This window comes from Kitasatospora sp. NPDC054795 (genome assembly GCF_053611565.1).
Genome location: NZ_JBSHAP010000132.1, coordinates 1 through 25,359, shown reverse-complemented (window position 1 = coordinate 25,359; position 25,359 = coordinate 1). Strand labels below are relative to the sequence as shown.

Here is a 25,359-nt window from a genome sequence, read left to right as displayed (position 1 = left end):
CGCCCCCACCCCGCGGCGGGCCGGAGCTGCGGGAGAACCACGCCCCCCGCCCAGGCCCCCCCGCCCACGGCCTCACCCCCACCCGGCACCGGCCGACCGCGCACCCGGGGCGGCCCGGTCCCGCGTTTCCGGCCGGGCACACGCCCCCGGCCCGCGGTCACCGGCCGGGTGCCCGCGTCGGTGCCGTGCCGGTCGGCAGGTCGGCCGGCCTGCCCTCCTGGTCCACCGGTGTGCCGTCGGGGTAGCGGGCGCACTCGCTGCCCGCGCTCACCTCGAGGGTGTGGTACACGGGGTCGAAGCGCAGCGAGGCGCTCTCCGCGAGGGACCCCGGGCCGGTGACCGGTGGCGTCAGCGTCGGACTGGGGACCGGGGCGGACTCGTCGGAGGACGCGACCGTCCGGCCCTGGGCGGTCCGCCACCGGGCCGGACCACCGCGTGAGCACGGATACTCACCCGGCAAACGTCGGCGTACTCGCGGTCGGACGGGGGCGGCGCGTCAGGCGTGCGCGGCGGCGCACTCAGGGTGGCCCCAGGAGCCGCCCACCTTGGTGATCTTGTCGCCCTTGGCGTACGGGCGGCTGCACGGGCAGGTGCCGGGGAAGCGGGCGTTCAGGGTGCGCGAGCCGCCGCTCCGCTTGGCCGTGCCGGTGCCGGTGCCGGTGCCGGTGCCGGTGCCGCCGGTGCCACCGGAGGAGGCGGCGGGCCGGGCGGTGCGCGCCCTGGGGGCCTTCGTGGCGGCGGCCGGGTCGGGGACCGGCAGGTCGGCGGCGGTGCCGGAGGCGTCCTGCTGGGTGCGGGCGGCGTCGCTGGCGGCCTTGTCGGCGATGGCGTTCAGCGGGTCGCCGTCCACCTGGTGGGCCGGCACGTACACGAAGGTGACGTCCCGGCCCTCCAGCAGGGCGTCGATCGCCTGGATCAGCTCCTGGTTGGCGACCGGCTTGCCGGCCGCCGTCTTCCAGCCGTTGCGCTTCCAGCCCTTCAGCCACTTGGTCACCGAATCACGGGTGTAGGTGCTGTCCAGCCGCACCTCCAGCGGCGCCGCCGGGTCCGTCGCGGCCAGCAGCTGCCGCAGCGCCGTCAGCTCGCCCACGTTGTTGGTGCTGTGCCCGAGCGCGCCGGCCTGCCAGCGCAGGGGCGCCCCGGTGGCGTCCGCGACCACGTACGCCCAGCCCGCCGGACCGGGGTTGCCCTTGGCTGCTCCGTCACACGCTGCAATGACTCGTTCGACCATGCCCCGATCATGCCTGGTCGGACGGCCCGGAGCCAAAGTCGCTCAGGTGCGCAGCAGGAGCAGCAGCAGCGCCGCCGACCAGCTGAAGTTGGTCGAGCTGCGCCCCTCCCCCGTCAGCGGGTCGTAGTTCTCCCGGACCGGGCCGTCCCCGGCCAGTCCGGCGGCGGTGGCCAGCAGCCGCTCGACCGTCCGCCGGGCGTCCTGCTCCCAGCCGTAGCGGCGCAGGCCCTCGACGGCGAAGTAGGTCTGGTCGAGCCAGGCCAGGCCGCGCCAGTAGCCGGCCGGGTCGAAGGACGGCGAGCTGCGGGCCACGGTGGGGAACGGCATGGCGGTGCCGAACTCCGCCGGGTCGAGCAGCAGCCGGCGGACGGTGCGGGCCTGGGCGGCGGTGGCGGTGCCGGACCAGAGCGGGATCGCGCCCTCGATGCCGCGGCCCCGGGCGGTGAGCCGGGCGCCGGTGGCCAGGTCGGTGTCGTGGAACCAGCCGCCGGCCGGGTCGTACATGGTGTCGCGCACGGCGGCGTCGATCCGGTCTGCGCGGGTGCGCAGCCGCTGGGCGGCGGGCCGGTCGCCGAGTTCGGCGGCGATCAGCGCCAGGTGGCGGTGGTCGGCGGCCAGGTAGGCGTTGAGGTCGACCGAGCGCTGGTCGAGCGACCAGCCGAGCAGTGTGCCGTTCGGGTCCCGGTTGGGGAGGACGCCGGCGGCGTCGAAGCGCGGGGCGTTGTCCATGCCGGACTCCCAGGCCGCCGCCTCCCGGCAGTCCTCGGCGCTCGCGTTGGCCGGGTCCACGGTGGCGCCGTACTCGCACAGGCCCTCGCCGAGGTGGTCCCGGGTGCGGTACCACCAGTCCTGGTAGGCGGTCAGCCGCGGCAGCAGCTCCCGCAGGAAGGCGCGGTCGCCGCTGCGCTTGTAGACCTCCCAGACCGCCCAGGCGGCCAGCGGGGGCTTGGAGTTGCGCTCGTTCCAGTTGCCGCCGCCGGTGGCCGGGTCGTTGTAGAAGACGCAGTCGGGGACCATCCCGGCGTCCTGCGGGCGCTCGGCGGAGCCCGCCGGCACCTGGTGGTCGAAGACCGCCCGGATCTGGTCGGCGGCGAGGCCGGGGGCGAAGGCGGCGGTGCCGACGGCCTGCTTCCAGGTGTCCCAGGCCCAGACCCCGCTGAACCACTTGTAGGAGAGCGTGGGGGTGACGGCGTCGTGCCGGATCCGTCCGGCCGGGCTGCGCCAGTTGGTGACCAGGGTCTGCACGCATTTGACGGCGGTGCGCCGGCGGGCGGCGGGGACGCCCTCGGTGGCCCGGGTGACGTACCCGTGCCAGCGGGCGGTGCCCTCGGCCGCGACCCGCTCCGGGGCGCGCAGCGCGGTGTCCGCCTCCTTCGCGGCCCGGGCGTACTCGGCCTCGGTGAAGGTGTAGCTCTCGGTCCAGTCCAGGTGGCGGCTCTCCCCCGGTGCCAGCCGCACCGGTTCGGCGAGTTCGGTGCGGTGCTCGTCGCCGTCGGCGCTCAGCACGACCCGGACGGGCCGGGCGTGGCGGACGGCGAAGCACTCGGTGCCGTCGGTGAGGTAGTCCCAGGTCTGCCGGACCTTGGCGAAGCGCACCTCCACGCCGCGTTCGGCGGCGACCAGTCCCGGCGCCTCGTGCTGGGGGCCGGTGGCGGGGCGCAGCAGCCGGCCGGTCCAGGCGGCGGCCAGGGTCCGTACGGCCGGGCCGGTGTTGGTGAGGCGGGCCCGGAGCAGGGCGGTGCGGTTGCCGGCGAAGCGCAGTTCGAGGGTGAGGGCGAGGCCGCCGCCGAGGTCGTGGGCCAGCCGCAGCAGGCCGGGCAGCGAGGTGCCGCGCGCGGGGGCGCCGGCGGTGAGGTCCAAGGGGCGGCCCTGTTCGGTGAGCTGGAGGCGGGTCAGGCCGTCGCTGAGCCACCACGGGTATTCCTGGGCGAGGTACAGCGGGCCGGTGAAGCCGCCGGGACGGTCGGCCGGTCGGGGCAGGGCGTAGGCGTGCCAGGCGCCGAGGTCGGCGAAGACGGTGATCGGGTTGTTGCCGCGGGCGTCGCCGGGGTAGGCCTGGGCGGGGGTGCCGTGCAGGTCGAGGACGTCGGCGTAGCGTTCGGCGTCGAATCCTCCCTGTTCTTCCGGTCCTTCCTGGCCGTGGGCGGTGGCCGGGGCGGTCAGGGTGCCGGCGGCGGCGACCGCCGAGGCGGCGAGGAAGTGGCGGCGGGTCAGCGGGTTCACGGGCGCTCCTCGGTGGCGGGGAGTCGGAGGACGGCGGCGCCGAGCGGCGCGAGGGTGACGGCGTCGCCGGTGGCGGTGCCGGTGAGCAGGTCGGTGCCGGTGAGCAGGTCGGTGCCGGGCGCGTCGAGGGGCACTCGGCGCTCGACGGGGCCGTGGTTGAGCAGGAAGAGGTAGTCGGTGCCGTCGGCGCCGTGCCGGCGGGTGGCCTCGACGCCCTCCGGCAGGCCGGGCAGTTCGGCGCCCACCCCGGCTTCGGCGAGCGCCCGGTCGAGCACCGGGCCGGTGTCGGCGCCGAGGTGGCAGCTCAGGTACCAGGCGCTGCCGGCGCCCAGGCGGTTGCGGGTGACGGCCGGGAGGCCTGCCAGCTCGCCGGAGCCGTAGTGGGCGACGGCCTCGGCGGTCCCGGTCTCGATCCATTCGCTCCAGCGTTCGGCCCGCAGCCCGGTGCCGTCCGGGGCGAGGACGACGGAGGTGGTCGCGCCGTCCGGGATCGGCCAGTGCTCGTCGACGACGATCCCGAGCAGCTCGCGCAGCGGCCCGGGGTGGCCACCGGGGTGGATGTGGTCGTGCCGGTCGGCGATGCCGCTGAACGGGCCGCAGACCAGCCGGCCGCCGTCCCGCACGTAGGTCGTGAGCCGGTCGGCGGTGGCGGTGTCGAGCAGGTACAGGTTGGGGGCGAGCACCAGCGGATAGGCGTCGAGTCCGGCGGTGGGCGGGACGAAGTCGACGGTGACGCCGCGCTCGTACAGTGCCGCGTACCAGGGGCGGAGCAGCTCGGGCCAGCGCATCCGGGCGGAGGGGTGGTCGTCCAGTTCCAGCGCCCACCAGCTGTCCCAGTCGAGCAGGACGGCGGCCCGCCCGCGCAGCCGGCTGCCGGCGAGTTCGCCGAGGCGGCCCAGTTCGGTGCCGAGGCGCAGGGTCTCCTGCCAGCCGCGCGAGGCGGTGCCCCGGTGCGGGAGCATCGCGCTGTGGAACTTCTCGGCGCCGGCCACCGAGGCGCGCCATTGGAAGTGCAGCACGCCGTCGGCGCCGCGGGCCAGTGCCTGCAGCGACCAGAGGCGGTGGAGGTCGGGGGGTTTGGGCACGTTGACCGGCCGCCAGCTGACCGCGGAGGGGGCCTGTTCCATCAGCAGCCAGGGGCGGCCGCCCTTGAGCGAGCGCATCAGGTCGTAGTTCATCGCGGCGTTGACGTGGGCGCGCGGGTCGGCCGGGTCGGGGTAGGCGTCGTCGGAGACGAAGTCCTCGTGCCGGCTCCATTCCCAGTAGTCCAGGGTCTTGAGCATCGACATGAAGTTGGTGGTGACCGGGACGCCGGGCGAGACCTCGTCCAGGACGGCCTTCTCGGCGCGGTGCAGGGCGAGCAGCGCGTCCGAGCAGAACCGGCGCCAGTCCAGCAGCTGGGTGGGGTTGACCGGGCCCGGCGCGGTGCGCGGCGGCTCGATCTGCTCGAAGGAGCCGTAGTGCTGCGACCAGAAGGCGGTGCCCCAGGAGCGGTTCAACTCCTCGATGTCGCCGTGCCGTTCGCGCAGCCAGCGGCGGAAGTCGGCGGCCGAGGCGGGGCAGAAGCACTCCTCGACGTGGTCGCCGTACTCGTTGTGGACGTGCCACAGGGCGAGGGCGGGGTGGTGGCGGTAGCGCTCGGCGAGTGCCCGGGTGAGCCGGACGGCGGCGTCCCGGTAGGCGGGCGAGGAGGGGCAGTAGTGCTGGCGCGAGCCGAACTCCAGCCGTACGCCGTCGGCGGTGACCGGCAGCAGCTCGGGGTGGGCGCGGACCAGCCAGGCGGGCGGGGAGGCGGTGGCGGTGGCCAGGTCGACGGCGATGCCGTGCCGGTGCACGAGGTCGAGCAGGCGGTCCAGCCAGCCGAAGTCCCAGCTGTGGGCGTCCGGTTGGAGCCTGGCCCAGGAGAACACGCCGACGGTGACCAGGTTGACCCCGGCCTCGGCCATCAGTTTCACGTCCTCGGCCCACACCTGTTCGGGCCACTGCTCGGGGTTCCAGTCCCCGCCGTACAGAAGTCCCGGCACCCGGGTGAGGCGGTCCTTGGTCACGGTCGTGGTCATCCCTTCAGTGCTCCGCCCAGCAGGCCCGCCACGAACTGTCGCTGGAAGACCAGGAAGAGCACCATCAGCGGGAGCGTGGCCAGGAAGGAGCCGAGCATCAGGCCGGAGTAGTCGACGTGGGTCAGCCCGGTCAGCGTGTTGAGCGCGACCGGCACGGTGTACTTGTCCTCGGTGTTGAGCATCAGCAGCGGCCAGATGAAGCCGTTCCACTGACCCATGAAGGTGAAGATCACCAGCGCGCCCAGCTGCGGCCGCACGCACGGCAGGACGACCTGGTAGAAGGTGCGCAGCTCGCCGGAGCCGTCGATCCGGGCCGACTCCAGCAGTTCGTCGGGGAAGTCCAGGAAGCCCTGGCGCATCAGCAGGATGCCGAAGGAGTTGGCCAGGAAGGGCACGATCACGGCCTGGTAGCTGTCGATCCAGCCGAGGCTGGCCATCATCTGGAACAGCGGGACGAGCAGCACCTGCAGGGGGATCATCATGGTCGCCAGGACCAGGCCGAGCAGCAGTCCGCGGCCGCGGAAGCGGTACTTGGCCAGTCCGTAGCCGCACATCGCGGACAGCAGCGAGCTGAGCACGGTGTAGACGACGGCGGTCCCGAGGCTGTTGAGCAGTACCCGGCCGAAGCCGATGGTCTCCTGGAGGTGCGCGAGGTTGCGCAGCAGCTCGCCGCCGGGCAGGAACGGCGGTGGGGAGTGGAACAGTTCGGAGCTGCTGTGGGTGCTGGCGATCAGCATCCAGGCGAAGGGCACCAGGCTGAGCACGGCTCCGAGGGTGAGGACGGCGAGGACGGCGATCCGGCCGAGCCGGGCGGGCAGCGGGGTGCGGCCGGGCCTGGGCGGCGCGGTGGTGGTCATCGGCGGCGTTCCCTTCCGTAGAGCCGGAACTGGAGCAGCGAGACCGCCGCGATGATCAGCACGACCACCCAGGCGATGGCCGCCGCGTAGCCGAAGTCGAGCTGCTGGAAGCCGACCTTGTAGAGGTAGACCACGGGGGTGAGGGTCGCGTCGCCGGGGCCGCCGCGGGTCAGCACGTAGTTCTCGTCGAAGAGCTGCAGGGTGCCGATGGTGGAGGTGATGACGCAGAACAGCACGACCGGTCGCAGCTGCGGCAGGATCACGCCGGTGTAGGTGCGCACGGCGCCGGCGCCGTCGAGGGCGGCGGCCTCGTACTGGTCGCGGCCGATGGCGTGCAGTCCGGCGAGCAGGATCACCGCGTTGTAGCCGGTCCACCGCCAGGTGACCGAGCCGATCAGCGAGATCCTCGCCCAGGTGGGCGAGTTGAGCCAGTCGACCGGGCCGAGGCCGAGGGCCTGGAGGAACTGGTTGGCGAGTCCGCCGTCGGTGCGCAGCAGGACCTGGAAGACCACGGCGTAGGCGACCAGGGTGGTGATCGCGGGCAGGAAGAACACCGCCCGCCAGCCGGCCCGGAAGCGCAGCCAGGACTGGTTGAGCAGGACGGCGAGCACCAGGGCGAGGCCGATCATCACGGGTACCTGGACGGCGAGGATCAGGCCGGTGTTGACCAGGGAGTGCAGGAAGGCGGGGTCGTGCAGCATCCGCCGGTACTGGTCCAGGCCGACCCAGACGTCGGCGCCGTCGCGGCGGGCGGTGAAGCTCTGGTAGAGGCTGGCGCCGAGCGGGTAGGCGAAGAAGGCGACGAAGAGCGCGGTCGTGGGCCCGGCGAACAGCCAGGCGGCGGTGCGTGGGGAGCGCCGGCGGCGGGCGGGGGCGGGGGCGGCCCGGGCCGGGGCCGGGGCCGCGGGTTTGCGCAGGGACGCAGGAGGACTGGTCATCGGGCCCGCCCCTACGCGACCGTTTGGCGGCCGGTCGCGGTGGCGATCTGGCGGGCGGCGGAGCGCAGCACGGTTCCCGGGTCGGCGCCGTTGTGCAGCACCTGGTTGACGGCGGTGGTGACGATGTCGCCGGCCTTGGAGTCGTCGGCGGTGAGCTCGACGGCGGGGATGTCGCGGGTGAGCCCGGCGAACAGCCGCATGGCGGGCTGGCCGCCGTAGTAGGGGGAGGGCTGCTGGAAGTACGGGTCGTCCAGGGCGGGGAGGTAGGCGGGGAACAGGCCTTCGTGCTGCATCATCGAGGCCTGGTTGGCCTTGTCGGCGAGCAGGAAGGAGAGGAACGCCCAGGCCGTCTCCGGGTTCCGGCTCTGCGCGGTGACGCACAGGGTGGAGCCGCCGCTGTTGGCGGTGCGGGTGCCGCCGGGGGTGAAGGCGGGCAGCGGGACGACGCCGAACTTGCCGCTGAGGTCGGCCATTTCGGTGGTGAGGGTGCCGTCCCACCAGGCGGCAGTGGGGGTGGTGGCGGCCTTGCCGTCGTGAGTGCCGGAGACGAACCCGTCCCAGCCGTTCTCGAAGTCCACCAGGTCGCGGTCGACGAGCTGTTTCAGCAGGGTGAGGGCGCGTTCGGCGGCGGGGGTGGCGACGGCCACCTTGCCGTCGGTGAACCAGCGCTGGCCCTGTTGCTGGAGCAGCATCGCGAAGAGGCTGTCCTGCTTGGCGTCCAGGATGAGCAGCTTCCTGCCGGTGGCGGCCTTGAGGGCGGTGCCGGCGGTGACGTAGTCGTCCCAGGTGGCGAGGCCCGCCGGGTCGATGCCGGCCTGCTGGAAGAGGTCGCGCCGGTAGAACAGGGCGCACGGCCCGCTGTCCCAGGGCAGGGCGAGGACCCGGCCCCGGGCATCCGTCACGGTCCGCCAGGAGGCCTGCGGGTACTGGGACTTGAGGTCGGCGGCGCGGCTGGTGAGGTCGACCAGGGCGTTCGGGAAGTTGCCGATGTAGGTGGGGAGTTTGTGGCCCTCGACGGTGAGGACGTCGGGCAGGCCGCTGCCGGCCCCGAGTCCGACGGTGATCTTGTCGTAGGCGTTGTCGTAGCCGATGTCCACTACCTCGACGGTCGTTCCGGGGTGGGCCTGTTCGAAGGCCTTGCCGAGCCGCTGCATGGCCTTGGCGGCGACGTCCCAGGACCAGATGGTGACCTTCCCGGCGAGGGTGGCGCCCGGGCTGCCGGCGAGCTGCTTGGCGCTGGTGCCGCCGGCACCGCCGGTCGCGCAGCCGGTGGCGCCGGCCAACAGCAGGGCGCCGCCGGCGAGTCCGGCGGCGAGGATCCGGCGGCGTGCCGGGCCCGAACTGAATCCGCCCTGGTCAAGGGCGAGTTGGGGATGTTTTTCGTGCCGGGTTTCTGCGGACATCTTGCCTCCCGACTGGTGAATGCCGAATGCTGTATACAGAACTCAGCATTCACAACCCCGTCAAGGCTTGTGACTGAAATCGCGGAAGGTGCCAGCATGAGCACACGCGTCCCCCGAACCCACCCGTACATCCCCAACTCCGCCCCTCAGGTGCGGAAAGCAATGCTGGCGGCGGTCGGCGCCCAGGACGTCGAGGAGTTCTACGCCGACATCCCGGCCGCCCTCCGGCTGGACCGCCCGCTGCGACTTCCCGAGCCGCTCGGCTCCGAGGCCCGACTGGTCGCCCACATGGAGGAGCTGCTCTCCCGCAACACCGCCGTCCCGCCGGGCCGCAGCTTCCTCGGCGCCGGCTGTTACCGCCACCACGTGCCCGCCGTGGTGGACGAGATCGTCAACCGCAGCGAGTTCCTCACCGCCTACGCGGGTGAGCCGTACGAGGACCACGGCCGCTTCCAGGCTCTGTGGGAGTACCAGTCGCTGATGGCCGAGCTGCTGGCCGTCGACGTCGTCAACGTGCCGACGTACGATGGCTTCCAGGCCGCCGCCACGGCGCTGCGGATGGCCGGACGGGTCACCGGGCGGCGCCGGCTGGTGCTGGTCGGCGCGATCGACCCGGACCGGCTCTCCCGGATCCACGACTACGTCCGGGGCGTCCACGAGCTGGTGCCGGTACCCGCCGAGCCCGCCGCCGTCCGGGCGGCCCTGACCAAGGGCGACGCGGCCGCCGTCTACGCCCAACTCACCGACCACGACGGCCTGGTGGACCACGATCTGCCGCAGTACATCGAACTCGCCCACGGCGCCGGGGCGCTGGCCGTCGTCCACGTCAACCCGCTGAGCCTCGGCGTGCTCACCCCGCCCGCCGAACTCGGCGCCGACCTCACCTGCGGCGACCTCCAGCCGCTCGGCATCCACCCCGGCTACGGCGGCGGCAACGCCGGCTTCATCGGCAGCCCCGACGAGGAACGCCTGGTCGCCGAGTACCCCAGCCGGCTGTTCGGGCTCACCCCCACCGACGTCCCCGGCGAGTACGGCTTCGGCGACGTCGCCTACGAGCGCACCTCCTTCGCGCTGCGCGAGGAGGGCAAGGAGTGGGTCGGCACCGCCGCCGCCCTGCACGGCATCGCCGCCGGGGTCTACCTCGCGCTGATGGGCCCGCACGGCATGCGGGAGATCGGCGCGACGATCCTCGCCAACACCGCCTACGCCCGCCGGCGCCTCGCCCTCGTCCCCGGCATCGACCTCGCGGACCCGCAGGCCGTGCACTTCGCCGACTTCACCCTCCGCTACACCGGCGAGCGCACCGCCGCCGAGATCTCCGAGGCGCTGCTCGCCCACGGCCTGCACGGCGGCACCCCGGCCGGCCCCCACGAGGGCCGCTACTGCGTGACCGAGCTGCACACCCGGGCCGACATCGACCGCCTCGCCGACGCGCTTGAGGAGATCGTCAAGTGACGAACCACCCGAACACCGGGTCCGTGGACCCGCGGATCGCCCCCAAGCCCGCCCTGCGCCGCTTCCACCAGGCCCGCTGGGACGAAAAGCTGATCTTCGAGCTCGGCGCGCCCGGCGAGCGCGGCGTCCTGCCCCCGCTGCCCGAGCCCGCCGTCACCGCCGCCGTCGGCGACCCCGCCGAACGGCTGCCCGCCGCACTGCGCCGCAGCGCCCCGCCCGCCCTGCCCGAACTCGGCCAGCAGCAGGTGCTCCGGCACTACCTGCGGCTCTCCCAGGAGAACCTCGGCGCCGACCTCAACGTCGACGTCGGCCAGGGCACCTGCACCATGAAGTACAGCCCCAAGGTCAACGACACCTTCGTCCGCGACCCCCGGATCGCCGCCCTGCACCCCGCGCAGGACGCCTCGACCGTCCAGGGCGTCCTCGAACTCGTCCACCGGCTGGAGCAGCTGCTCAAGGAGATCTCCGGCATGGACCGGGTCAGCCTCCAGCCCGGCGCGGGCTCGGCGGCGATCTGGACCAACGTCTCGGTGATCCGCGCCCACCACGCCGCGCGCGGCGAGCTGGAGCAGCGCGACGAGATCATCACCACCGCCTTCTCCCACCCCTCCAACGCCGCCTGCGCCAAGACCGCCGGCTTCCGGGTGATCACCCTGCACCCCGACGCCGACGGCTACCCCGACATCGAGGCGCTGCGCGCCGCCGTCGGCCCGCGCACCGCCGCACTGCTCATCACCAACCCCGAGGACACCGGCATCTACAACCCCCGGATCGCCGAGTTCGTCCGGATCGTCCACGAGGCCGGCGGCCTGTGCGCCTACGACCAGGCCAACGCCAACGGCATCCTCGGCATCACCCGGGCCCGCGAAGCCGGCTTCGACCTGTGCCACTTCAACCTGCACAAGACCTTCTCCACCCCGCACGCCTGCGGCGGCCCGGCCGCCGGCGCCTGCGGCGTCACCGCCGAGCTGGCACCCTACCTGCCCCGCCCCACCGTCGAGTTCGACGGCGAGCGGTACGTCCTGGACGACGACCGGCCGGACTCGATCGGCAAGATCCGCCCCTACCTGGGCGTCGTCCCGAACCTGGTGCGCGCCTACGCCTGGATCACGGCCCTGGGCGCCGAGGGGCTGCGCGAGGCCGCCGAGACCGCCGTCCTCAACAACAACTACCTGCTGCACCGGGTCCGGCAGATCCGCGGCGTCTCCGTCCCCTACGCCGAGGGGCGCCCCCGGGTCGAACAGGTCCGCTACAGCTGGCAGCAGCTCAACGAGGACACCGGCCTGCACAGCGAGGACCTCGGCTACCGCGCCGCCGACTTCGGCACCCACTACTGGACCAGCCACCACCCGTACGTCGTCCCCGAGCCGATGACCCTGGAGCCCACCGAGTCCTACTCCCGGGCCGACCTGGACGAGTACGCGGCGATCCTCGCCGAGGTCGCCCGCGAGGCGTACGAGGACCCGGAGACCGTCCGCACCGCGCCGCACAACTCCACCGTGCACCGGATCCGGCACGAGCCGCTGGACGACCCGGCGGTCTGGGCGGTCAGCTGGCGCGCCTACCGCCGCAAGGTCCTCGGCGAGCAGCCGTGACCTCCGCCCCGAGCACCCGGATCGGGCTCGTGGTCAACCCGGTCGCCGGCCTCGGCGGCCGGGTCGGGCTCAAGGGCAGCGACGGCGCCGAGGTCCAGCGGCGGGCCCTGGCGCTCGGAGCCCGCCCGCAGGCCGCCGCCCGGGCCGCGCTGACCCTCCGGCGGCTGCCGCCCGACGTGGAGCTGATCACGGCCGACGGCGCGATGGGCGCCGACGCCGCCCGGGCCGCCGGCCGCACCGCACGCGTCGTCCACCGGCCCGGCGCGGCGGACACCACCGCCGACGACACCAGGGCCGCGGTGCGCGCCCTCGTCGCGGCCGGCGCCGGACTGCTGCTGTTCTGCGGCGGCGACGGCACTGCCCGCGACGTCCTCGACGCCCTCGGGCCCGAGCCCCGCCTGCCCGTACTCGGCATCCCGGCCGGGGTCAAGATGCACTCCGCCGTGTTCGCCGTCCACCCCCGGGCCGCCGCCGAGGTCGCGGCGGCCTGGGCCACCGGCCGGGGCGTGCGCCTGGAGGACGCCGAGGTGGTGGACCGGGACGAGGCCGCGGTGCGGGCCGGCCGGGTCTCCGCCCGGCTCCACGGCCGGCTGACCGTCCCGGTGCTGCCCGCCCGCGTGCAGCAGCGCAAGACCGGCAGCTCCGGACCCGACCCGGGAACACCCGCCGGCCTCGCCGCCGAGGTGGCCGAACGGGTCGGCCCCGGCGGGCTGCTGCTCCTCGGACCCGGCAGCACCACCCACGCGGTGGCCACCGCGCTCGGCGCGCCCGGCGCCAGCCTGACCGGCGTCGACCTGCTGCGGCTCGGCCCCGGCAGCGCCCTCGGGCCCGGCCGCTCCGACGGCCTCGCCACCGCCGCCCGGATCCTGATCCGCGACGCCCGGGCCGACCAGCTGCGCGCCCTGCCCACCGCCCCCCACATCGCCCTCTCCCCGATCGGCGGCCAGGGCTTCCTGCTCGGCCGCGGCAACCAGCAGCTCACCCCCGAACTGCTGCGCGCCGCGGGCCGGGAGAGGCTGCTGGTGCTCGCCACCGAGGCGAAGCTCGCCGCCCTGGCCGGACGCCCGCTGCTGCTCGACACCGGCGACCCCGACCTGGACGACGCCCTCGCCGGCCACGTCCGGGTGATCACCGGCCGCCGCTCCGGCGCCGTGTACCGCCTCTCCGCCTGACCCCTGTAGAGGAGTTCCCCATGATCGACCTGCACGGCAAGCGCGCGATCGTCACCGGCGCCGCCTCCGGCATCGGCCGGGCCACCGCCGCCCTGCTCGCCGAACTCGGCGCGGCCGTCGTCCTCGCCGACCTCGACACCGAACGCGGCGAACGGGCCGCCAAGGAGATCGGCGGCACCTTCGTCCGCTGCGACGTCTCCCGGCGCGCCGACTGCGAGCAGGCCGTGCGCACCGCCGTCGAACAGCACGGCGGCGTCGACGTGCTGTTCAACAACGCCGGCATCATCCGCCGCTCCACCGTCACCGGGATCAGCGACGAGGACTGGGACCTGGTGATGGCCGTCAACGTCCGCTCGATCATGCTGCTCAGCGGACTCGTGGTGCCGCTGATGGCCGCGAACGGCGGCGGCAGCATCGTCAACACCGGCTCCGGCTGGGGCATCAGGGGCGGCGGCCGGGCCGTCTCCTACTGCGCCTCCAAGGGCGCCGTGGTCAACATGACCCGGGCGATGGCCATCGACCACGGCCCGGACAACATCCGGGTCAACTGCGTCTGCCCGGGCGACACCGACACCGGCATGCTCGCCGAGGAGGCCCGCCAGCTGGGCGAGAACCCGGACGCCTTCTACACCGACGCCGCCGACCGCCCGCTCGGCCGGATCGGCCAGCCCCGGGACATCGCCCAGACCGTGGCCTTCCTGGCCAGCGACGCCGCCGCCTTCGTCAGCGGCGCGGTCATCGCCGTGGACGGCGCCGGCACCGCCTGACGCCCGCGAACCGTACAGCACCGCAACCCCGTACGACGGCCGGGCGACGGCACGCGCCGCCCGGCCGGTACGCTACGGACCGAGGAAGAAGGGACGTTTGATGGCGATCGAGCGGCGGCCGCTGCGCGAGCAGGTGAAGGACGAACTCCTGGAGCAGCTCGGCCGCGGCCGGTTCACCCCCGGCGAGTCGATCAACGAGGTCCAGCTCGCCGAGGAACTGGGCGTCAGCCGAACTCCCCTGCGCGAGGCCCTGATCAGCCTGGAACGCGAGGGCATCATCACCAGCGAGCGCGGCAAGGGCTTCCGCTTCGCCCCCACCGGCAAACAGGAGTTCCTCGACCTCACCGCGATCGTGATCGCCCTGGAGTCGCTGGCCCTGCGCACCTCCGACCCGGCCCACCTGGCCGAGATCGCCCCCAGGCTGCTCGCCGAGGCCCGCGCCTTCTCCGCCCCCCAGGCCCCGCACGGCACCATAGAGCGCTACGACGACGCCTGGCACGCCCTGCTGCTCTCCGGCTGCGCCAACGCCCGGCTGCGCGAGATGATCGAGTCGCTGAAACTCACCCTGCACCGCTACGAGCGGGTGGTGGTCGGCGACCACGAGATCCTGGAACGCGCCGCCGAGGAGCACGAGCGGATCGCCCAGTGCCTGCTGGAAGGCGACGTCGACCAGGCCGTCACCGCGCTGGAGGCCAACTGGACCAGCGGCATGGAACGCATCCTGGACCGCTTGCCCCCGGTCGCCGCGCTCTGAACCCGGCGCTCTGAACCCGGGGTTCTGGACTTGGCGCTCTCAACCCGGCGCTCTGAATCCGGTTCGCTCGTCAGTCGAGCACCTCGGCGACGCCCGGGGTGAGCCAGTGCAGCCGGTCGGCCAGGCCCGCCGCCGCGAACCGTGCGGCGGTCTCCGTCCGCCCCTCGGTGAAGTGCTGCCACGAGGTGTAGTGGACGGGCACGACCCGGCGGGCTCCGAGCGAGGCGGTGAGCGCGGCGGCCTGCGCCGCGTCCATGGTGATCAGCTCGCCGCCGCCGAAGGCCTCGATCCGGGCGGCGCCGAGGTGCAGCAGGGCCGTGCCGATCCGGAACCTCCGCCCCACCTCGTCCAGTTCGGGGATGTGGACGGTGTCGCCCGAGACGTACAGCGCCTCCGGCTCGCCCGGCATCTCGACCACGAACCCGGTGACCTCCCCGACCGGACCGTGCACACCGGGCGTGCCGGTCACCCGCAGGGTGCGGCCGTCCACGGTGAGGTCCCGGGTCTGCCACGGCGCCAGCCCGAGCGCGCCGCCACCGAGCCGGGCCGCGCCGCCGACCGTGGTCAGCACCGGGCGCCCGGCGAGCAGGGTGCGGCCGGTGGCGTCCAGGTTGTCGGGGTGCTCGTCGTGACTGAGCAGCACGGCGTCCACCGGCGGCAGCTCGTGCACACCCGCCGCCGGGCCCCGGGTGCTGCGCAGGACCACCGGGTCGTGCCGGTACTCGGCGGGGGCCGGGTCGAAGACCGGATCGGTGAGCAGCCGCAGGCCGCCGACCTCCAGCAGGACCGTCGCGGTTCCGATGTGCGTGGCCTTGATCCTCACAGAATTCCTTCTCTCATGGTGAATTGACGTTAAGTCAGGCCGTCTTCGCCGGGATCCGGAACCGGCGCCGGTACTCCCCCGGCGTGGTGGACAGCCGGTCCCTGAACACCCGGTGCAAGGTCTCCACGGAGCCGAAGCCGCAGGACCGGGCGACCCCGGGCAGCGGATGGTCGCTGCGCTCCAGCAGCCGACGGGCCGCCTCCAGGCGCAGCTCCTCCACGTAGGACCCGGGGGTGGTGCCGGTCTCCGCACGGAAGACCCGGGCGAAATGCCGTTCGCTCATGGCGAGTCGCCCGGCGAGCACGGTCACCGACAGATCGGCGTCCAGGTGCTCGGCGATCCAGCGGCGCAGGCCGCCCAGGTCCGCCCGGCCGCCCGTACGGTGCGCCAGGGGCACGCTGAACTGGCTCTGCCCGCCCGGGCGTTGGAGGTACATGACCATGATCCGCGCGATCTGCAGGGCCAGGTCGTCGCCGTGGTCCTCGGCGACCAGGGCCAGGGTGAGGTCCATGGAGGTGGTCAGGCCCGCGCTGGTCCACAACCGTCCGGAGCGGATGAACACCGGGTCGGCGTCCACCTCGACGGCCGGATGGTCGGCGGCCAGCCGCTCGGCGGTCGCCCAGTGGGTGGTCGCGCGATGCCCGTCCAGCAGTCCGGCCGCCGCCGCCACGTGCGCGCCCGCGCACACCGAGGCGATCCGCCCGCCCCGCGGCCCGGCCTCCCTCAGCCAGGCGACCACCGCCGGGTCCACCCGCGGCACCGGCCCGTCCGGGCCCAGGTCCACCCGCCCCGGCACCAGCACCGTGTCCGGCCGCACCCGCTGCCCGGCCAGGGTGTCGGTCACGTACAGCGGCACCCCGGAGAAGGTCTCCACCGGCCCGCTCCGCTCCGCGCACACCCGCACCTCGTACCCCGGCCGCCCGGGCGGCAGCAGCCGCCCGGCCAGCGCGAGGATCTCGGCGGGCCCGGTCACGTCCAGCGCGTTCACTCCGGGGAACACCGGGATCACGACCAGATGCGGCAGGCGGGGTGCGTCGTTCATGCCCCCACTCTCGCCCGGCGGCAGTGATGGCGGCAATGACAGGATCCTGCAACATCCGGACAGCACCGCATCCGGTCGACGCCGCATCCGGACACCGCCCCCGGCGCAGGCCCTGCACCCCAGGTCCTACCGCCCCCGGGACCAACGCCCGATTGCCTCTCCGCCGCCTCCCCGCAGCATGATGGCCCGCATGATCGGCAAGTGGATCGACTGCCGGGTCCGGCCCGGAGCACGCGAGGCGTTCGCCGCCGGCCAGCGCCGCTGGTCGGCGATCTCCGACCAGCCGGGCCTGGTCGGCCAGACCGGCGGCTGGGCACCCGGCGCCGACCGCGCCCTGCTGCTCGCCCTGTGGAGTGACGAACCCGCGTACGCCCGCTTCATGCGCGAGCGCCACGACCGGGCCGCCGACCACGCCGACCAGCGCTCCAGCTGCACGGGGATCGAGGTCGCCACCGGCCCGGTCGTCCTCACCATGCCGGGCGCGGCCCCCTCCCTCCCCGCCGCCCTCGCCCGCGCCACCGTCCTGCGCGCCGCCGACTGCCGGCTCCGCCCCGGCCGCGCCGACCACTTCCTCGACGTCCAGCGCGAGCTCTGGGCGCCGGGCATGGCGGCCGCGGACGGCATGCTGGGCGGCACCGTCACCCGCCTCTCCCCCGAGCGCCACCTCGTCACCACCCTCTGGACCACCCCCGCCGCCCACCGCGCCTACAGCACCCACCACCTCCCGGCCCTGCTCGCCCGCGCCGGCGTCCCCACCGACGTCCGCACCCTGACGGGCCACCTGCTCCCCCTCGAACCCTCCTGGCACATCGGGGCCGACGCCTGACCCCCGACGCCTGAACCGCCGACGAACGTGATCATCGACAGGTGGTCAACGTATTGCTGCGGCCGCTGACGCCGGTGACTCCTACGCCTTTCCCGGTCTGGCCGGGCTGCGGACGGCAGGCGGGGACGACGAGAACGCCGAACGGTTCTACGAACTCGTCGACCGCTACCGTGCCGGAGCGGTCAGGGCGGGGTGTCCCCCGAGCAGTTGGCTTCGAAGTCGTCCTGCTGGTCCGCCAGGGTCTGCTGGTCCTCCTCCACCTTCTCGCGGGCGTCGCCCAGCTCCGCCCGCAGCTCGGCGACCTTCGCCGGATCGGGATCCGGCTGGCTGCTGAGGTCGTCCAGCTGGTTCTGGAGATGTCTGACCCTCGCCGCGTCCTGGGCGAGCGCGGCCCTGGAGGCGGCGATCAGGTTCCGCAGGCCGGCGCAGGGGTCATCGGTGGCCGGGGCCATGGCTTCTCCTTCGCGCTCGGGCGGCGCAGGGCACCCGCAGGGCAAGCGCCGCGCTTCCATGATGGTGTCCGCTCGGGCCGGCCGCATCCGCGCCGACGGACCGGAGCCCACGGGCTCCATGGGCGCTGTGGGCCGACGGGAGCGCCCCCGTCCGCCCCGGCCGGTGCTCAGCGCCCGGGCCGGTACCGCGTCCGGCCGCCCTGTGCGGCGGCCCGCTGCTCCGGTTCGGTGGACGCGGACGCGGGACGCCCGGTGCGCACCGGACACCCGGTGCCGGCCGGCCGCGCCTCCCCGTCCCGGGCGGCCCGTAACGGTGGCCGACGAATCGCCGAGGACCCCGGCCGCGGCTGCTCAGACCGTGAACCAGCGCCCGACGGCCGTGCGCAGCTCGGCCTGTTCGGCCGGGTCAGGGCGGGGTGAGCCGCCGGCCCAGGCCACGTAGCCGTCGGGACGGATCAGCAGACCGGTGAGGCCGGCCGGGCCGTCCTTCGCGATGACGACTTCGACGGCGTCCTGGTCCTCCGCCAGTGCGGCTGCCAGCGACTGGTCCTCGCTCAGGTCGATCAGCAACGGCCGGGCGCTTCGGGCGAGTTCGGCGATCCTGGCCTTCCCTGTCCCGGTGGTCAGCTCCAGGTCCGGTGCGAACCGGCCGACTGCGGGGTGGGGATCGGTGATGCCCATGTCGTAGCGCACGTCGGTGCCCGCGGTGAGGTCGGCGAGGTGCTGGACGACCTGCTTGTGGGTGAGCAGTTCGGCGAAGAGTTCGCGCAGGGCGGTCGTGTCGCTTCCCGGTGCGGTGAGCGCGGACTGCGCCTCGGCGTTGAGCACCATGCGGCGGGCGGCCCGGCGGCGCTCGGTGTCGTAGCTGTCGAGCAGGCCGGTCGGGGCGGTGTCGCGCAGCACCGCGGCGAGTTTCCAGCCGAGGTTGGCGGCGTCCTGCAGGCCGAGGTTCAGCCCGGGGCCGCCGCCGGAGGTGTAGACGTGGGCGGCGTCGCCGATCAGGAGGACCCGGCCGTCGCGGAACCGGTCGGCGACCCGGGTGTTGCCGCCGGTCAACCGCCGAAGCACGTGCGGGCCGGTGCCGTCCGGCGGGCCGAGCGGCAGGTCGACGCCGAGGACCCGGCGGATGCTCGACTCCAGTTCGGCCAGGGTCATCGGCTCGTCCGTCGCGACCTGGTCCCACTCGGTGGTGCTGATCAGCGGCGGCTGCCCGGGGAACGGCGCGTAGGAGAAGCCGCCCCGTTCGGTGCGGTGGGGCAGGAAGGGCAGGACGGGTCCGTGGCCGGGGATGGTGAGGGCGCCGTTGACGGGGTCGACCCAGTCGGTGGGGACGGCGGCGTGGGCGGTGCGGTTGGTGCGGCGGTCGTAGCTGACTCCGGGGAACCCGATGCCGCTTCCCTTGCGGATGACGCTGTGCGCGCCGTCCGCACCGACCACGTAGCGGGCGCGCATCCGCTGCTCGCCGTCGGGACCGGTGACGTCGAGGGTGACTGCCTCCTCGTCCTGGACGACGGCGCCGACCCGGTACCCGCGCCGCAGGTCGACGCCGAGGGCGCGGGCGCGTTCCTCCAGGACCTCGACGATGCGGTGCTGCGGGGCGGCCAGGCCGAAGACCGGACTGGCGTCCAACCGACCGAGGTCGAGGCCCATGGCGGCGAACATGAAGTAGGCGGAGTTCGGCCGCGGGGGCTCCGGGCTGCCGCTGAGCGGCTCGTACAGGCCGCGGTGGTCGGCCAGGCGCACCACCTGGCCGAGCAGGCCGTTGGCCTTGGGTTCGGTGCTGGGTTGCGGGAGCTGCTCCAGCACGATCGGGCGGATGCCGGCCAGGCTCAGTTCGCAGGCCAGCATCAGCCCGTTCGGGCCGCCTCCCACGATGATCACGTCGGCTGTCACGGTCATGTCTCCTTGGTGCGAACGGGAAGAGGTGGCACCGCGGGCGAGTCGGTCGCGGCCGCTCGCCACGGGACGGGCAGGCCGGCGGCGACCTGCTCGAAGACCTGGGCCAGGACCGTGCCGAGCGGCTCGGGATCGTCGGCGCGCAGGCTGTGCTCGACGGCCACCGCGCTGCCGGCCCCGACCACGGCCGCCACCAGCTTCGGGTAGACGTCGCGTTCGGCGTCGGTCCCGGTGCGCCGCGCGACGGCCTCGGCCAGCTCCTGCTGGGCGGCGGCGTTGGCCTTGACGATCTCGCCGGCCAGTGCCGGTTCGGCAAGCATCAGCCGCACCCCTTCGCGCCAACGCTCGCTCTGCGCGGCGGAGTTGCCCTCCCCGGAGGTTTCCGGCGGCGCGAACTGGCCCAGCACGGCGTGGAGCAGCGAGTCCCAGAGGGCTTCGTCGGCCGGGCGGGCGAGCAGGTCGTCGGCGACCCGGAGCATCCGCTCCAGGTGGCTGGCGGCGATGGCCTCGGCTTTGCCGGCGAAGTAGTTGCGGAAGGTGCGGACCGAGACGTCGGCCTCGGCGGCGATCTGATCGACCGTCACGGCGTCCCAGCCGTGCAGGACGCAGAGCCGGATCGCCGCCCGGCTCAGCGCGACCCGGGTCTCCCGCTTCTTGCGCTCGCGGAGTCCGGGCCGACCGGTCGTACGGGCCTCAGGTGCAGGTGCCATGCGAGCAGCGTAGGCCTAAATTTGCCGCCACGGCAATGTTTCCGTGGCGGCAAGTTTTATCGAGCCCGAGGGCCCGCGGGTCAGATCCGCGTGGACAGCGGCACGGACATCCGCTTCATCCAGGCGCCCGTCGCGAAGTCGCGCGCCCTGATGACGACCCGGTCGCGGTACACGTCCACCTGGAGCCCCTGGTTGAAGTGCCCGGGGACGGTGACCTCGCCGCCCTGCCCGTCGTCGGCGAAACCGGTCTGCACCGCGCCGGTGTTGATCACCGAGAAGCCGTCGAGGTTGGCGGTGCCCGGCACGACGCGGCGCACGTACCAGTCGGAGAGGGTCAGGTCCCAGTGGGTGTGGCCAGTGAAGAGGAACACGTCGCGGTAGCGCCCGAGGAGGCCGAGGAGGCGGTCGGGCTGGAGGTAGTCGCTCCGGTAGATCTTGCTCCGGGTACCGGAGACGGTGTCGGGCAGCGGGTGGTGGGTGATCACCATGACCGGCTTCCGGCGCCGCGCCCAGTACTGCAGGCGGTCCTCCAGCCACCGGAACTGCGCGTCGCTGATCCACACCTCGTCCCACAGGGAGTTGTCGTGGTACTTCATGTAGCGCTCGGTACCGAGGGTCAGGACCGGGATGCCGCCGAAGGTGGCCTCCGCGTAGATCGTGGACCGCCCGGCGAAGCGGTAGAAGCTGCGGAAGAGGGACTCCTCGGTGGTGCCGTTGGGCCAGGTGCTCTGGGCGAGCGCGTCCGGGTCGGCCCACTTGGGGACGTAGAACTCGTGGTTGCCGATGGCCCAGGCCACCTCGCGGGGCTTCGGCCCCTGCTCCAGCACCTTCCGCACGTCGGCGTACTCGAAGTCGTAGCCGCGCGGCGTGATGTCCCCGGCGACGGCCAGGCCCGACGAGTGCGGGTTGGTGGCCCGGATGTCCTTCAGCGCCTGGGCGAAGTCGCCGAGGTCGCCCTGGATGTCACTGATGACGTTGAAGGTGCTCACCAGGCCGCCGCCGTCGGCGGGTTCCGCCTCGGCGGTCCCCTGGGCGAGGCCTCCGAGCACCAGTGCTCCGGCGGTCGCGCCGAGCAGGGTCCTGCGTTCCATCGTCTTTCCTTTCGGCTGTCGCACGGGATCGAGGAACCTCGGCCGCGCGCTTCGGACCAGACCCGTTATCAATAAGCGATCAAGTGGGCGGCCAGGTGAACGGGCACTGTCGGGCAGGCCCTGCGCGGGCCGTCCGGGGTCGAGCGGCCGCGACGGGTCCGCGGGTGCGGGTCACGGCGCTCCTCGACCCGCGGCCGATCAGCATCGTCGGCGCGGCCCCGCGCCGCGAGGTGTACGAGGAGAGCCTGCGGGCGGCCGGGTTCACCGCGCTGGAGTGGGTGCCGCTGGGTGTGTCCGAGGCCGGCATCCGCGCGTTCGGCAGGGAGTTCTGGGCGGACCTCCTCGCACACCCGCCACTGGAGATGCTGCGCTGCCTCGCCTGACCCGGCCCCATCGGCCCCGCGGCCGCCCCCGGCCCCACCGGCCACCCCTGGCCGGCGGGCCGGCGGGCCGGCGGGCCGGCGGCGGCCGCCGTGGGTCCAACCCGTCAGGGCCGTGCCCTACTTGGCGAAACGGACCTCCGGGAAGGCCGCCGAGGGCCCGTCCAGCAGTCGGCCCGGTCGGTCGAGCAGGTGCCGGTCGAAGAACGCGCCGAGGTACGCCCGGGTGGCGGCGAGCGCGCGGGCGCCCTTGATGCTGCCGTACTGCTCCGGAGCGGTGTCGGCCGGCACCTGGTCACGGATGCCGAGGGCGTCCACCAGCCAGTGCACGTCGCAGAACGACAGGTGCCCGCCCTCCGGCAGGTCCAGCCAGCGCTTCCAGCCGGTCAGGTGCTGCCAGGTCTCGTCCCAGTTCGCCGTCGGGGACGCACCGGCGTGCCGCTGCGCACCGAGCAGCAGCACCGGGCGGGAGAGACCCTCGGCCGGCAGCGGGGCGAAGAAGTCGCCGTCCAGGTTGGCGGCGGCGCGGATCCGGCCGTCCTCCCGCATCGCCTCGACGGCGCTCGCGCCTCCGATGGAGTGGCCGGCCGCGCCGATCCGGGAGGCGTCGATCCGCAGCCCGCGGACGAGCTCCGGACCGGGCGCGGTCAGCCGGTCGATCAGGAAGGCGATGTCCTTCGCCCGGCTGCGGATGACGTCGGCCGCCAGTCGGTCGTCCACCTTGTCGCAGATCAGGCAGGACTCCATCCGCCCGTCGGGGAACTGCACGGCCGTCTCGTAGGTGTGGTCCAGCGCGGCCACCGCGTAGCCCCGGGCCGCGAGGTCCTCGGCGAGGGCGGTGAGCGAGGAGCGGTCGAAACCGAAGCCGGGCGAGAGCACCACCAACGGGTGCCGCCCGGGCGCGGGCACCGAGCGGACCCGCACCCCCGTCCCGACGGCACTGAGGTCCGGAGTGCCGTACCGGGCGGTGGACATCTCCGGGGAGAGATAGGGCATTTGCCCGCCGCGCGCGGACTGCGCCGGGTACCAGAGGGTGGCCATCAGTTCGCGGGTGGCGGCGTCCGGCCGCCAGGGGTCGTGCCGACCGGTGTCCACCAGGTGGACCGAGGCGGCACCGATCGGCCGGTGCGTGGTGGGCGCGGGCACCTGCGGCGCCCCGGCCTTCGCGTCCATGTCCGCCTGCGCGTCCGGGCCCAGGTCCCTGCCCGCGCCGACGCCCACGTCCGCCCCCACATCCGCGGGCACGGGCACGGACACGGAAACGGGCGAGCGCGGCGAGGTGGCGACGGAAGGCGGTCCGGCGGTCGGGGAGGCGGCCGACGCGGCCTGCGGGCCGGTCAGCGGGAGGAGGACGGCGATGGACACGGCGAGCAGAGCGGCGCTCCGCCACCGGGGAGTTGTCGACATGACGCCACGTTAGGTGCGCCACCGGCACCGGCGCGTCCTGCCCGCGACGCAGCCCGCTCAACCGCAGGTCGGAGCCGCCACGCCGGGCGGACCCGCCGCTCGGACGGGCCCGCCTCCACCCCGGGCGGCGGGCGGGCCGCGGGTGGCGATCGGACGAGGCGGGCACCGGCACCGTGCTGGGTGTCCTGGCGAACCCGGACGGGTCGAACACGACCGCGTGCCTGGACGCCGAGGGCGACACGGTGGCGATCCTGCTCACCTTCGAGGAGTGACCTCCGGCCCCGCCCGCCCTTCCCCGCGCCCACCCCGCACGCAACCGGCAAGCACTGGGGGAAAGCGCTTTCCAAGTGCCTCCGAACTGGGTACGCTCGATCATCGTGGCAGCCACCCTGCCTCCCCTCCCGCAGCCCTCCGAAAGCTGGCCCCTGATGCTCGACCACGACGAAACCGGGTACGTCCGGGACGGGGCGCCGCACCGCGTCGTCTCCGGTGCCCTGCACTACTTCCGCGTCCATCCCGACCTCTGGGAGGACCGCCTTCGCCGGCTGCGCGCGATGGGCGCCAACACCGTCGACACCTACATCCCCTGGAACTTCCACGAGCTGCCGTCCGGCGCCTTCGACTTCACCGGCTGGCGCGACGTCGCCCGCTTCAGCCGCCTCGCCCAGCAGCAGGGCCTCGACGTCATCCTGCGGCCCGGCCCCTACATCTGCGCGGAGTGGGAGTTCGGCGGCCTGCCGGCCCGACTCCTCGCCGCCGACGGGATGCGGCTGCGCTGCGCCGACCCGGCCTACCTGGCCGAGGTGGACGGCTGGTTCGACGCCGTCGTGCCCGAGATCCTGCCGCTGCTGGCGAACCGGGGCGGCCCGGTGGTGGCGGTGCAGATCGAGAACGAGTACGGCAGTTTCGGCAACGACCGCGGCTACCTCCTCCACCTGCGCGACGGCCTGCTCGAACGCGGCGTCGACTGCCTGCTGTTCACGGCGGACGGCGCGGAGGACGCGATGCAGCAGGGCGGCGGCGTTCCGGGCCACCTCGCCACGGCGACCTTCGGCTCCCGGCCCGCCGAGCGGTTCGAGGTGCTGCGGCGCTACCAGGCCGAGGGACCGCTGACGGCCATGGAGTTCTGGATCGGCTGGTTCGACCACTGGGGCGAGCCGCACCACGTGCGCGACGCCGCCGAGTCCGCCCGGGCACTGGACGAGCTCCTCGCCACCGGGGCCTCCGTCAACCTCTACATGGCCCACGGCGGCACCAACTTCGGCTTCTGGGCCGGCGCCAACCACACCGGCACCCGTCCGTTCGACACCGGGTACCAGCCGACCGTCACCAGCTACGACTACGACGCCCCGATCGGCGAGGCCGGCGAACTCACCGAGAAGTTCCACGCCTTCCGCGCCGTCATCGGCAAGTACCTCCCCCTGCCCGAGGGCGAGCTGCCCGGGCCGGTCCCGCGCGTCGCTCCGCAGCGCGTCCGGCGCCGCGCCGCCTCCGCGCGGCTCCTGGCGAACCTCGACGCCCTGTCCGAGCCGGTGCGCCGTCCTGTCCCCGAGCCCATGGAGAAGGTCGGTCAGTCCCTCGGCCTCATCCACTACCGCACCCGGATCTCCGGCCCCCGGCCGTCCATGCCGCTGCGCATCGACGGCATCGGCGACCGCGCCCACGTGTTCGCGGACGGACGGCCGCTCGGTGTCCTGCACCGCGACGCCCCGGCGGACACCCTGCCGCTGGAGGTCGGGCCGCAGGGCGTCGTGCTGGACATCCTGGTCGAGGCGCTCGGCCGGGTGAACTACGGCCCCCTGCTGGACGACCGCAAGGGCATCGGCCGCGGCGTCTCCCACGGCCACCAGCGGCTGTTCGACTGGGAGATCCGCCCCCTGCCGCTCTCCGATCTGGGCCGCCTGCGCTACGAGGAGGCCGATGCCGTGGTCGACGCGGACCCGGCCTTCCACCGCTTCGAGGCCCCGCTCGCCGAGCCCGCCGACGCTTTCGTCGCCCTGCCCGGCTGGGGCCGCGGACTCCTCTGGCTCAACGGCTTCCTGCTCGGCCGCTACTCCGCGCAGGGCCCGCAGCGGACCCTCTACGCCCCGGCTCCGCTGTGGCGGGCGGGCGTCAACGAGCTCGTGCTGCTCGAACTGGACGGCCACGGCGAGGAGATCGAGCTCCGCGACCGGCCCGACCTCGGGCCGCTCGCCGCCGCTCCCAGCTCCGAGTACTGAGCCCCGCGGGCTCCGGCCCGCTCCACCGGCCCGTCGGCGGCCGTGCCCCTCCGGGGAG

General features: G+C 74.0%; 22 protein-coding genes. 8 read left to right on the top strand and 14 right to left on the bottom strand.

The genetic code is table 11. From position 1 onward, the window contains the following. Positions 1-157: 157 nt before the first annotated feature. From ACWGJO_RS34145 to ACWGJO_RS34115, 7 genes are all read right to left on the bottom strand, one after another. Positions 158-289 carry a hypothetical protein gene (locus ACWGJO_RS34145; RefSeq protein ID WP_452189647.1) on the bottom strand — a complete coding sequence of 44 codons (132 nt, stop codon included), beginning with the start codon at positions 287-289 and terminating at the stop codon, positions 158-160. Between the two features lie 207 nt (positions 290-496). Then, positions 497-1,231 (bottom strand): ribonuclease H family protein, encoded by a 735-nt coding sequence (locus ACWGJO_RS34140; protein ID WP_452189646.1) that lies wholly within the window; start codon positions 1,229-1,231, stop codon positions 497-499. A gap of 42 nt (positions 1,232-1,273) precedes the next feature. Further along, positions 1,274-3,454, bottom strand: a complete 2,181-nt coding sequence (locus ACWGJO_RS34135; protein ID WP_452189645.1) for an MGH1-like glycoside hydrolase domain-containing protein — start codon at positions 3,452-3,454, stop codon at positions 1,274-1,276. Then, entirely contained in the window at positions 3,451-5,514 is a 2,064-nt protein-coding gene (locus ACWGJO_RS34130) for a beta-galactosidase (protein WP_452189644.1), read from the bottom strand. The genes ACWGJO_RS34135 and ACWGJO_RS34130 overlap by 4 nt, the downstream gene beginning before the upstream one ends. After that, positions 5,511-6,371 (bottom strand): carbohydrate ABC transporter permease, encoded by an 861-nt coding sequence (locus ACWGJO_RS34125; RefSeq protein ID WP_452189643.1) that lies wholly within the window; start codon positions 6,369-6,371, stop codon positions 5,511-5,513. Before ACWGJO_RS34125 ends, ACWGJO_RS34130 begins: the two co-directional genes overlap by 4 nt. After that, positions 6,368-7,309, bottom strand: coding sequence for a carbohydrate ABC transporter permease (locus ACWGJO_RS34120; RefSeq protein WP_452189642.1), 942 nt, complete (start codon positions 7,307-7,309; stop codon positions 6,368-6,370). Before ACWGJO_RS34120 ends, ACWGJO_RS34125 begins: the two co-directional genes overlap by 4 nt. A gap of 11 nt (positions 7,310-7,320) precedes the next feature. Then, complete coding sequence (locus ACWGJO_RS34115) at positions 7,321-8,712, bottom strand: ABC transporter substrate-binding protein (protein WP_452189641.1); 1,392 nt, start codon at positions 8,710-8,712, stop codon at positions 7,321-7,323. A 96-nt stretch (positions 8,713-8,808) separates the two neighbouring features. Here ACWGJO_RS34115 and gcvPA point away from each other — a divergent pair, with 96 nt between their 5' ends. From gcvPA to ACWGJO_RS34090, 5 genes are all read left to right on the top strand, one after another. Then, positions 8,809-10,167: an aminomethyl-transferring glycine dehydrogenase subunit GcvPA gene (gcvPA, locus tag ACWGJO_RS34110; protein WP_452189640.1), complete on the top strand. Its 1,359-nt coding sequence runs from the start codon at positions 8,809-8,811 to the stop codon at positions 10,165-10,167. Continuing rightward, positions 10,164-11,762 (top strand): aminomethyl-transferring glycine dehydrogenase subunit GcvPB, encoded by a 1,599-nt coding sequence (gcvPB, locus tag ACWGJO_RS34105; protein ID WP_401047192.1) that lies wholly within the window; start codon positions 10,164-10,166, stop codon positions 11,760-11,762. Before gcvPA ends, gcvPB begins: the two co-directional genes overlap by 4 nt. Beyond that, complete coding sequence (locus ACWGJO_RS34100) at positions 11,759-12,934, top strand: ATP-NAD kinase family protein (protein ID WP_452189639.1); 1,176 nt, start codon at positions 11,759-11,761, stop codon at positions 12,932-12,934. The genes gcvPB and ACWGJO_RS34100 overlap by 4 nt, the downstream gene beginning before the upstream one ends. 20 nt (positions 12,935-12,954) lie before the next feature. Further along, positions 12,955-13,701: an SDR family NAD(P)-dependent oxidoreductase gene (locus tag ACWGJO_RS34095; protein WP_380548520.1), complete on the top strand. Its 747-nt coding sequence runs from the start codon at positions 12,955-12,957 to the stop codon at positions 13,699-13,701. A gap of 100 nt (positions 13,702-13,801) precedes the next feature. Beyond that, on the top strand, positions 13,802-14,455 hold the full coding sequence (locus tag ACWGJO_RS34090; protein WP_380548517.1) for a GntR family transcriptional regulator: 654 nt from the start codon (positions 13,802-13,804) through the stop codon (positions 14,453-14,455). A gap of 70 nt (positions 14,456-14,525) precedes the next feature. Here ACWGJO_RS34090 and ACWGJO_RS34085 read toward each other — a convergent pair whose 3' ends face one another. Both ACWGJO_RS34085 and ACWGJO_RS34080 read right to left on the bottom strand, forming a co-directional pair. Beyond that, positions 14,526-15,278 (bottom strand): MBL fold metallo-hydrolase, encoded by a 753-nt coding sequence (locus ACWGJO_RS34085; RefSeq protein ID WP_452189638.1) that lies wholly within the window; start codon positions 15,276-15,278, stop codon positions 14,526-14,528. A 34-nt stretch (positions 15,279-15,312) separates the two neighbouring features. Then, complete coding sequence (locus ACWGJO_RS34080; RefSeq protein WP_452189637.1) at positions 15,313-16,320, bottom strand: GlxA family transcriptional regulator; 1,008 nt, start codon at positions 16,318-16,320, stop codon at positions 15,313-15,315. A gap of 190 nt (positions 16,321-16,510) precedes the next feature. On the opposite strand from ACWGJO_RS34080, the gene ACWGJO_RS34075 reads away from it, so the two are divergent. Continuing rightward, entirely contained in the window at positions 16,511-17,146 is a 636-nt protein-coding gene (locus tag ACWGJO_RS34075; RefSeq protein ID WP_452189636.1) for a DUF4937 domain-containing protein, read from the top strand. A 182-nt stretch (positions 17,147-17,328) separates the two neighbouring features. Here the strand turns inward: ACWGJO_RS34075 and ACWGJO_RS34070 are convergent, their stop codons facing one another. The 4 genes from ACWGJO_RS34070 to ACWGJO_RS34055 all read right to left on the bottom strand — a co-directional run bounded on the left by ACWGJO_RS34070 (position 17,329) and on the right by ACWGJO_RS34055 (position 21,295). Further along, entirely contained in the window at positions 17,329-17,598 is a 270-nt protein-coding gene (locus ACWGJO_RS34070; protein WP_452189635.1) for a hypothetical protein, read from the bottom strand. A gap of 351 nt (positions 17,599-17,949) precedes the next feature. Beyond that, positions 17,950-19,497, bottom strand: coding sequence for an FAD-dependent monooxygenase (locus ACWGJO_RS34065; RefSeq protein ID WP_452189634.1), 1,548 nt, complete (start codon positions 19,495-19,497; stop codon positions 17,950-17,952). Continuing rightward, positions 19,494-20,204: an acyl-CoA-like ligand-binding transcription factor gene (locus ACWGJO_RS34060; protein WP_452189633.1), complete on the bottom strand. Its 711-nt coding sequence runs from the start codon at positions 20,202-20,204 to the stop codon at positions 19,494-19,496. Before ACWGJO_RS34060 ends, ACWGJO_RS34065 begins: the two co-directional genes overlap by 4 nt. An 80-nt stretch (positions 20,205-20,284) precedes the next feature. Beyond that, a complete protein-coding gene (locus tag ACWGJO_RS34055) occupies positions 20,285-21,295 on the bottom strand; it encodes a metallophosphoesterase family protein (RefSeq protein WP_452189632.1) in 1,011 nt (336 codons plus the stop codon). A gap of 164 nt (positions 21,296-21,459) precedes the next feature. Here ACWGJO_RS34055 and ACWGJO_RS34050 point away from each other — a divergent pair, with 164 nt between their 5' ends. Next, complete coding sequence (locus ACWGJO_RS34050; RefSeq protein ID WP_452189631.1) at positions 21,460-21,678, top strand: hypothetical protein; 219 nt, start codon at positions 21,460-21,462, stop codon at positions 21,676-21,678. 117 nt (positions 21,679-21,795) lie between these two features. On the opposite strand, the gene ACWGJO_RS34045 is transcribed toward ACWGJO_RS34050, so the two are convergent. Next, complete coding sequence (locus ACWGJO_RS34045; protein ID WP_452189630.1) at positions 21,796-23,082, bottom strand: alpha/beta hydrolase family protein; 1,287 nt, start codon at positions 23,080-23,082, stop codon at positions 21,796-21,798. A 377-nt stretch (positions 23,083-23,459) separates the two neighbouring features. Here ACWGJO_RS34045 and ACWGJO_RS34040 point away from each other — a divergent pair, with 377 nt between their 5' ends. Beyond that, the gene (locus ACWGJO_RS34040; RefSeq protein WP_452189629.1) at positions 23,460-25,301 is read left to right on the top strand and encodes a glycoside hydrolase family 35 protein; all 1,842 of its coding nucleotides are present in this window, start codon (positions 23,460-23,462) and stop codon (positions 25,299-25,301) included. The last annotated feature ends 58 nt before the right edge of the window (positions 25,302-25,359 follow it).